The sequence below is a fragment of the Polaromonas sp. P1_E1_2 genome (genome assembly GCF_056406035.1).
This window is the reverse complement of record NZ_JBFUAZ010000149.1, coordinates 1-7956: the sequence shown is the minus strand read 5'-3', so window position 1 is coordinate 7956 and position 7956 is coordinate 1. Positions and strand designations below refer to the sequence as shown.

The 7956-nt window shown below is 64.7% G+C and carries 8 protein-coding genes; 3 read left to right on the top strand and 5 right to left on the bottom strand.

Annotated elements, in window-relative coordinates; all coding sequences use genetic code 11:
- The first annotated feature begins 375 nt into the window (after positions 1–375).
- A complete protein-coding gene (mscL, locus tag AC1D1P_RS09435; protein WP_457279696.1) occupies positions 376–801 on the top strand; it encodes a large conductance mechanosensitive channel protein MscL in 426 nt (141 codons plus the stop codon).
- Between the two features lie 174 nt (positions 802–975).
- Here the strand turns inward: mscL and pdxA are convergent, their stop codons facing one another.
- Positions 976–1986, bottom strand: coding sequence for a 4-hydroxythreonine-4-phosphate dehydrogenase PdxA (gene pdxA, locus AC1D1P_RS09430; RefSeq protein WP_477672781.1), 1011 nt, complete (start codon positions 1984–1986; stop codon positions 976–978).
- Between the two features lie 235 nt (positions 1987–2221).
- On the opposite strand from pdxA, the gene AC1D1P_RS09425 reads away from it, so the two are divergent.
- Positions 2222–3571, top strand: coding sequence for a hypothetical protein (locus AC1D1P_RS09425; protein ID WP_477672780.1), 1350 nt, complete (start codon positions 2222–2224; stop codon positions 3569–3571).
- Positions 3572–3588: 17 nt separating this feature from the next.
- On the opposite strand, the gene AC1D1P_RS09420 is transcribed toward AC1D1P_RS09425, so the two are convergent.
- Both AC1D1P_RS09420 and AC1D1P_RS09415 read right to left on the bottom strand, forming a co-directional pair.
- Positions 3589–4350, bottom strand: a complete 762-nt coding sequence (locus AC1D1P_RS09420; RefSeq protein WP_477672779.1) for a Nif3-like dinuclear metal center hexameric protein — start codon at positions 4348–4350, stop codon at positions 3589–3591.
- A gap of 34 nt (positions 4351–4384) precedes the next feature.
- Positions 4385–4990 carry a chalcone isomerase family protein gene (locus AC1D1P_RS09415; protein ID WP_477672778.1) on the bottom strand — a complete coding sequence of 202 codons (606 nt, stop codon included), beginning with the start codon at positions 4988–4990 and terminating at the stop codon, positions 4385–4387.
- Between the two features lie 243 nt (positions 4991–5233).
- Between AC1D1P_RS09415 and AC1D1P_RS09410 the strand changes: the two genes are divergently transcribed.
- The gene (locus AC1D1P_RS09410) at positions 5234–6391 is read left to right on the top strand and encodes a S1C family serine protease (RefSeq protein ID WP_477669856.1); all 1158 of its coding nucleotides are present in this window, start codon (positions 5234–5236) and stop codon (positions 6389–6391) included.
- A 130-nt stretch (positions 6392–6521) separates the two neighbouring features.
- Here the strand turns inward: AC1D1P_RS09410 and tatC are convergent, their stop codons facing one another.
- Together tatC and tatB are read right to left on the bottom strand one after the other, a co-directional pair.
- Positions 6522–7322, bottom strand: a complete 801-nt coding sequence (tatC, locus tag AC1D1P_RS09405) for a twin-arginine translocase subunit TatC (protein WP_477672777.1) — start codon at positions 7320–7322, stop codon at positions 6522–6524.
- Positions 7323–7392: 70 nt separating this feature from the next.
- Positions 7393–7860, bottom strand: a complete 468-nt coding sequence (gene tatB, locus AC1D1P_RS09400; protein WP_477672776.1) for a Sec-independent protein translocase protein TatB — start codon at positions 7858–7860, stop codon at positions 7393–7395.
- Positions 7861–7956: the final 96 nt, after the last annotated feature.

Genomic DNA, 7956 nt, shown 5'->3' with positions numbered 1-7956 from the left:
GGCCACGAGCCAGTTTCTTTTATCTTTATCGACGGGGGCGCCGTGGGGCACACCGTTCGCGCTTGCTTCGCTTGCTTGGGTCATGAGAGTCCTTCAAGAACTGGCTTGAAATAGGCTTGGTGGGAGGCTTAGTGGGGTCAACCCGCAATTGTAGCGGAGCGCGATGTCGTTTTTCAAGGCGGAGGGCCCGGCCCGGGCGGCGGCAGCCCGCATGGCTGGGCCGGAAGTGCCCGTTTTTAAGGCAGCCGGCCGCCTTCGCATACTTTGTTSCAAGCCGCGCCTTTCGCACCGCCCGAAAACACGGCCAGCCTTCATAATCATTTTTTGCAGAACGCCGGTACGGCCGGCAACCGCTACCAATAACAGGAGAGACTCATGGGAATGATGCAGGAATTCAAGGAATTTGCCGTCAAGGGCAATGTGATCGATCTGGCCGTAGGCGTGATCATTGGCGCCGCTTTCGGCAAGATCGTCGACGCCGTGGTGAGCGACCTGATCATGCCGCTGGTGGGCCTGGTCTTCGGCAAGCTGGACTTTTCCAGCATGTACGTATTGCTGGGCACTGTGCCGCCGGGCACCGACATGTCGCTTGAAGCCCTCAAAAAGGCTGGGGTCCCGGTCTTTGCCTATGGCCACTTCCTGACGGTGAGCGTCAACTTCGTCATCCTGGCTTTCATCATTTTCCTGATGGTCAAGCAGATCAACCGGCTCAAGCGTCACCACGAAGCCGCACCACCGCCCGCCGCGCCACCTGAAGACATCGTGCTGCTGCGCGAAATCCGCGACAGTCTAAAAAAGTAACCCCCCTGTTGCCCGCTCACTTCGTGTAGCGGGCCTCTCCCCTACAGGGGACGGCGCCTTGCGGCTGGCAAAGCCAGACCGCGGCCCCCGCTTGCGAAGGCATGGCTATGCTATTGATTTAATAGCTGCTTGCGCAGGCTCCTATTGGGCCAGGGCCCGATTTCGCTTGAATTTTCAGCCGGCAACAAGCTGGCGCGCCATGCGAACAGCCGCCAGCAAGCTGGATGCGTCCGCGCGCCCCGTGCCGGCGATGTCAAACGCCGTGCCGTGGTCGGGGCTCGTGCGCACCAGCGGCAGCCCCAGCGTCACGTTAACGCCCTGCTCCACGCCCAGGTATTTGACCGGGATCAACCCCTGGTCGTGGTACATCGCCACCACCACGTCAAACTCGCCGGGTTTGCCGACAGCATGGCGTGCACGCATGAACACCGTGTCGGGTGCGAAGGGACCGCTCACATCCAGCCCTTGCGCGCGGGCGGCAGCGATGGCCGGCGCGATGATGGCCTGCTCTTCGCTGCCGAACAGTCCGCCTTCACCGGCGTGCGGATTCAGCCCCGCCACCGCGATGCGCGGTGCCCGGCCCAGGCTGGCAGCCACCGCGCTGTGCGTGATGCGCAAGGTCTGCAACACGTTGTCAAAGGTGACGGCCTCAATGGCGCGCCGCAGTGACATGTGAATGCTTACCAACACGGTCTTGAGTTCATCGTTGGCCAGCATCATGCGCACCGGCACGTCCGCCGCCGATTTACCCAGAAAAGCGGCCGCCTCGGCCTGAAGCATTTCGGTGTGGCCCGGAAAAGCGGCCACCCAGCCACCGGCCGCCGCCAGTGCCTCCTTGTGGATGGGCGCCGTCACCATGGCGCATGCCTCGCCACCCAGCACGCTGCGCGCCGCCCAGACGATGCAGTCAGCCGCAGCCTGGCCCGCCCGCGCATTGACCTGGCCGTAAGGCACGGTCTCCAACTCGCATTTTTGCAACACCCCGATGCAATGGGGCGGCACCCCCGCCGCATCGGCCAGGGCGTCCAGCCGGGCCACCGGCAGCGCCAGCGGGGACGCTGTCAGCGCGGCAGCGCGGCGCATCGTGGCGACATCGCCTACCACGGCGCAGCCCGCCATTTCAACGGGCGCGTCGCGAAAAGCCCTGGCGATGATCTCCGGGCCGATGCCGGCGGCGTCACCCATGGTGATGAGCAGCGGCTTGTTCACAAGCCGGGCGCCGCCGCGGTGAATTGCGGCCACAGGGTGCATTTGGTTACAGGAAACCCCATAATCACAAAGAAACAGGTCAACACACCGGCTGCACAGCRCAGCGCCGGATCAATGAATTCAGGGGGGTCGGTCAGATGCATGCTGGGGGTATTTTGGCGCAAACCACATCGCAGCGGCAGCTCGCCGGCGCACAGGACATCAGCCTGCCATGAATGCTGCCATGCCCGTCCTGATGTCCGACGGTGAAATGATGCTGTGGAGTGCTGCGGCCGGCGCACTTGGCCTGGTGCTGCTGCTGGCCCTGGCCGATGCCCTTTACAGCCGCACCCGCGCTGCCTGGCAGACCCTGGCTTACCTCGCGCTTTGCTGGCTGGTGGTGATGCTGCTGAGCGGCCTGCCCATGGAGCTCTGGCCGGACGGCAAGGAGTCGCTGGGCATTGCGCAACTGCTTGTCGGGCCGGCTTGCGCGTCGATGGGCAGCTTCGGCGCCAGCAAATGGCTGTCGGCCCACCAGCGCGACCACCTGATGAAGGTCAGCCTGCTAACCATCACGCTGGTCTGCATCGCCGGCGGGCCGCTCTGCCTGCTGCTGGAGCCGCAGTGGGCCCTGCCCGCCTCGGCAACACTCGCCGTCGTCAATCTTTCCGTAGTGCTGTGGCTGTCGGTTCGCGCCACGCAACTCGGTGACCGGCTGGCCTGGGGCCTGGCGCTGGGCTGCCTGCTGACGCTGCCCGCGCAGATCGGTCTGTACGGCCTGGCGCTGAGCCCCACCCGGTTTTCACTGCCGCTGCAGGCCGGCGTGGCTATGGCAGCCTTGCTCAGTGTGGTCATCACGGCCGCCATGCTGTGGCTGCGCAACCGGCAGACCCGGCAGTTGAAGCACGGCGAAGCGTCGGGGCATGACCCGATCACCCAGCTCTATGACGGCGTGGCGATGGTGCAGAAAATCATCCGTGCGCAGCGCCGGCGTCTGCGCACGCGGCGCGACGGCGCGCTGATGGCCGTGCTGCTGTTCGAGCCCGAAGGCCTGCTGCCCCAGATTGGCCAGGCCGGCCTGAACGAAATCTACATCCAGATGGCGCGCCGCATTCAGCGCCACACCGGCGCCGTCAACCCGGCCGGCCGCTACTATGACCGCTGCTTTGTCGTGCTGCTGGAAACCATGCATTCGCCGCGCTGGATACGCACACTGGGCCTGCGCGTGGCCTCCGACCTGCGCCGGCCGATGGACGTGACGGCCCTGGGCGGGGGGCGCGCCCGGATCAAGCCGGACATTGCCGTCGGCATCGTTCATCTGTCGGTCGCCGGCAAGGACGTCGCCCAGCTGCTGCACGAAGCGCAGTCTGTGGCGCAGGCTGCCCGCGCCATGCGCTCCCGCGCCGCCCTGCTGGACCCGGAAACCCGCACCGCCGTGCCGGTGGAGCATGCCGAGCTGGGCTCCAGCTGGCATGCGCTGCGAAACGCCGCGCCGCAAACCCCGCTGCGGGCCAAACCCGCCGGCCCTAACGCCAGCCCCAACGCCAGCCGAACCGGGCGGCAGCGCCACAAGCCGGCCTGATCCCCGCAAGAAACGCTTCAGGCCGGGTTGTCGATGTCGATGAACTGGTGGGCCAGGCCGAGCTGCGTGGCAACCTGCGCCGCCACGGCCGGCGCGCCGTAGCGCTCGGAGGCGTGGTGCCCGCAGGCAATAAAGACCACGCCCATCTCGCGCGCGTAGTGCGCCTGGGGTTCGGAAATCTCGCCGGTGATGAAGGCGTCGGCGCCTGCGGCAATCGCCGCCTCAAAATACCCCTGCGCGCCGCCTGTGCACCATGCTATGTTTTTGATAGCTGCTTGCGCTGGTCCTGCTTTGGTTACAGCCCGATCAAGCACTTTTTCCACATGTGTTGCCAGTGCGCCGGCATCTGAAAACTGCCCTCCGTCGACACGCCCACCGATAAAACCCAGGTCCTGTTCGCCGAATCGCCCCGTCGCCGTGAGGCCCAGTTGCAAGCCCAGCTGGGCGTTGTTGCCGAGCTCGGGATGCGCGTCCAGTGGCAGGTGGTAGGCATAGAGGTTGATGTCGTGCGCCAGCAACATGGCCAGGCGCTGCTTCATCCAGCCCGTGACGCGGCCGTCCTGGCCGCGCCAGAACAGGCCGTGGTGCACAAAGACGGCGTCAGCCTGCGCCGCAATCGCCGCTTCGATCAGCGCCAGGCTGGCGGTAACGCCGGAGACGATCTTGCCGACCAAGGGTTTGCCTTCGACCTGCAGGCCGTTGGGGCCGTAGTCCTTGAAACGCGCGGGCTGCAAAAGCGTGTCAAAGGCCTGCAGCAAGTCCTGTCGTGTGGTGCTCATGGCCCCATTGTCTCAGGGCGCTGCCTCAGGACGATCAGCTTTTCTCGAGGCCCAGCAAGGCGTCCTTGAGCATGAAGTCGGCCGGAACGGACCCCAGCCAGATGCCCAGCACCATGCGAAAGAACTCCGCATCACCGAYCGCTGCGCCCTGCGGCTGCTCGGCGATGAAAAAGCTGGTGCCCTTGCCCGGCATGAACTCCATCGCGAACGAATCGCCGGGCATCAGCTTGCTGCGGCCCGAGAAGATATCGATCAAACGGTTGCTCGACACCGAGTGGCGGCTGACAGCGTCGCGGCTTGAATTGTCGGCCATGCCTCGCAGGAAGAGCCGGCCCAGGTCGGTGCCGGAGACTTCGCGCAGCGCCACAAAAGCCAGGCGGATGGGCGTGCCCAGCTTCATCGCCTCGTCGGCCGACGAGACCTTGCGGCTCGTGTACAGGGCCATGTCATAGACCTTGAAAATGGCCTTGAAGCGGGTGCCGGCGCCATTGAGCTGCAGTGTGGTGCCCTGCGCCACCACACTGGCCGGAAATTTCGTCGCCGTGGGTGCGGCCAGAACCGGCAATGCCAGTCCCGCCGAACCCGCTGTCAATGCGGCCGCGCCACGCGCGAGCCAGGTCCGCCTTGAACACTGATGCATGTTGTCACCTCCGTTATGGTTGTTGACCGCGGGCAGCGGTTCAGGCTGCCCGCGGCTGCGGCCTTGCGGCAGCCGGGAACATGGTACCGGAGCCAGCCGGCGTGCTTCCTTACAGCGAGCGGGAACCCGAAGCGATAAACTCCATCAGTTGGCGCCGCGCCCCTTCCGGCCCTGTGCCGCCCCGGATTCCCGCCCCATTTCGTCTTCCGCACCTTCGTACCGGCACGCCGACCTTCACGCCTCATGAAACGCACCTGGCTTCTTTTTTCCCAAACCGTCACCGTCCTGCTGGCGGCCTACTTCGTGGTGGCCACGCTCAAGCCGCAGTGGCTGGACCGCGGCAATATGCCGGGCGTGTCCGTCATCGAGGCCCCGGCCGGCAGCGCGCCGCGCAGCGGCGGCGCCGGAAGCGGCTTCGCGTCGGCGGCCAAAATTGCCTCGGCGGCTGTGGTCAGCATCAACACCAGCAAGGCCGCTGCCAAAAACCCGCATGCCGAAGACCCGTGGTTCAAGTTTTTCTTCGGCGACCAGAGCCCCAATGAACCGCAGGGCGGACTGGGCAGCGGCGTCATCATCAGCGCCAGCGGCTACATCCTGACCAACAACCACGTGGTGGAAGGCGCCGACGAGATCGAAGTCATCCTCAACGACACGCGCAAGGCAAAAGCACAGGTCATAGGCACCGACCCGGACACCGACCTGGCCATCCTCAAGATCGACCTGGACAAGCTGCCCGTCATCGTGCTGGGCAACTCCGACGCCTTGCAGGTGGGCGACGCCGTGCTGGCCATCGGCAACCCGTTTGGCGTGGGCCAGACGGTCACCGGCGGTATCGTGAGCGCACTGGGGCGCAACCAGCTGGGCATCAACACCTTTGAAAATTTCATCCAGACCGACGCCGCCATCAACCCCGGCAACTCGGGCGGCGCGCTGGTCGACGTGAACGGCAACCTGATGGGCATCAACACCGCGATTTATTCGCGCTCGGGCGGCTCCATGGGCATTGGTTTTGCCATCCCGGTGTCGACCGCCAAGCTGGTGCTCGACGGCATCGTGAAGGACGGCCAGGTCACACGGGGCTGGATCGGTGTGGAGCCGCAGGACCTCAACCCCGAACTCGCTGAAACATTCGGCCTTCCGGCGGCTGCGGCCAAAGAGGGTGGTGTCATYATCACCGGCGTGCTGCAGAACGGCCCGGCCGCGCAGGCCGGCCTTCTGCCCGGCGACGTGATCACCGCCGTGAACGGCAAGGGCGTGCGCAACGTGAGCCAGTTGTTGACCGCTGTGGCAGCCCTCAAGCCCGGTACGCCGGCGCCGTTGACGGTGCTGCGCAAGGACAAGCAGACCGAGATCCCGGTGACGCCCGGCAAGCGCCAGCGGCCCAAGGTTCAGCAGCGCTGACCGGCCGGGGCGGCGGGGAGCCCGCAGCCATCAATGCGAAGGTGCTATTGAGTTAATAGCTGCTTGCGCCCGGCCATATTGGGCTGCAGCCATTTTTATCCAAGGTTTTTTGAACAGCCCCGGCGGAAAATCAGGGCTTGGCCGCTTCGGTGTCACTGTCGGTCTCTGGCACCTTGGTGTGCTTGACGAACAACAGGGCCGCCAGGATGCCGACCTCATACAGCCCGCCCACCACCATCAGCAGCATGATCATGGAACCGGCGTCGGGCGGCGTGACCAGGGCGGTGCCGATGGCGGCAATCACCCAGAAATAGCCGCGGTATTGGCGCAGCTGGGCCACGGTGAGTATGCCCATGCGCACCAGCAAAATGACCGCAATCGGCACTTCAAAGGCCAGCCCGAACGCCAGGAACATGCCCAGCACGAAGCTCAGGTATTCCTCGATGTCCGGCGTAGCCGTGATGGACTTGGGCGCAAAGCTCTGGATGAAGGCAAACACCTGGCCAAACACGAAGTAATAACAAAACGCCACGCCGATGAAAAACAGCAGGGTGCTGGAAACCACCAGCGGCATGACCAGTTTTTTCTCATGCGAATACAGGCCCGGCGCGACGAAGGCCCACACCTGGTACAGCACCACCGGCAGTGCGATCATGAAGGCGGCCATGAAGAGTATCTTGATGGGTACCACGAACGGCGTGATCACGCTGATGGCGATCAGCGTGGCGCCCTTGGGAAGCGTAGCCACCAGCGGTGCGGCCATCAGGTCATAGAGGGCGCTGGCGCCGGGGTACACCGCCAGCACGGCGGCCGCAATGCCGATGGCAATCACCGCCTTGATCATCCGGTCGCGCAGCTCCACGAGGTGCTGCACAAAAGGCTGTTCGGTGCCCGCGAGTTCGTCGGGCTTGTCGGTGTGGGGATCGCTCATGAGGGGAATTTGCGCTGGTGGGGCTGCGCGGGGAGGCACGCAAACAGGAAGGAATCAGCAGAAAAGCAGCTCAAGGCATGCGGCCCGGCTGCGGACGGAAGCGCGCCACGCGGGCCGCGCCGGACTGGGCCTTGGTACGCACGCCCGAACGGGCCTTGTACCACTGCGGTGTCGCGCCCTGCTTGAGCCGCCACTTCTTTTTCGGGTGCCTGTACTCGGGGAAGATTTCCATGCCCGGCAAAGCGCCGGAGGACGACTCTCCCGTGGCCTCGGCCCAGGATTTTTCGAAATCGCTGGCGTTGGTCTGGATGGAGTTCTCGACGTCGCGGGYGGCTCCCTCGACGGTTTCTTTCATTTTCTTGAGCTCGTCCAGCTCCATGGAGCGGTTGACCTCGTTTTTGACGTCGGCCACATAACGCTGCGCCTTACCAAGCAACGTACCCACGGTGCGCGCCACGCGCGGCAGTTTCTCCGGGCCGATAACGATCAGCGCCACGGCGCCGATGAGCGCCATTTTGGAGATGCCTAGATCAATCACTGCAGAAGGTGTCGCTGGAAGGTTGCGTCAGATGATTGCGCTCAAGACTTCTGCTTGGCTTCGACGTCGATTGTCGTTTTGTCAGCGGCCTGAGCG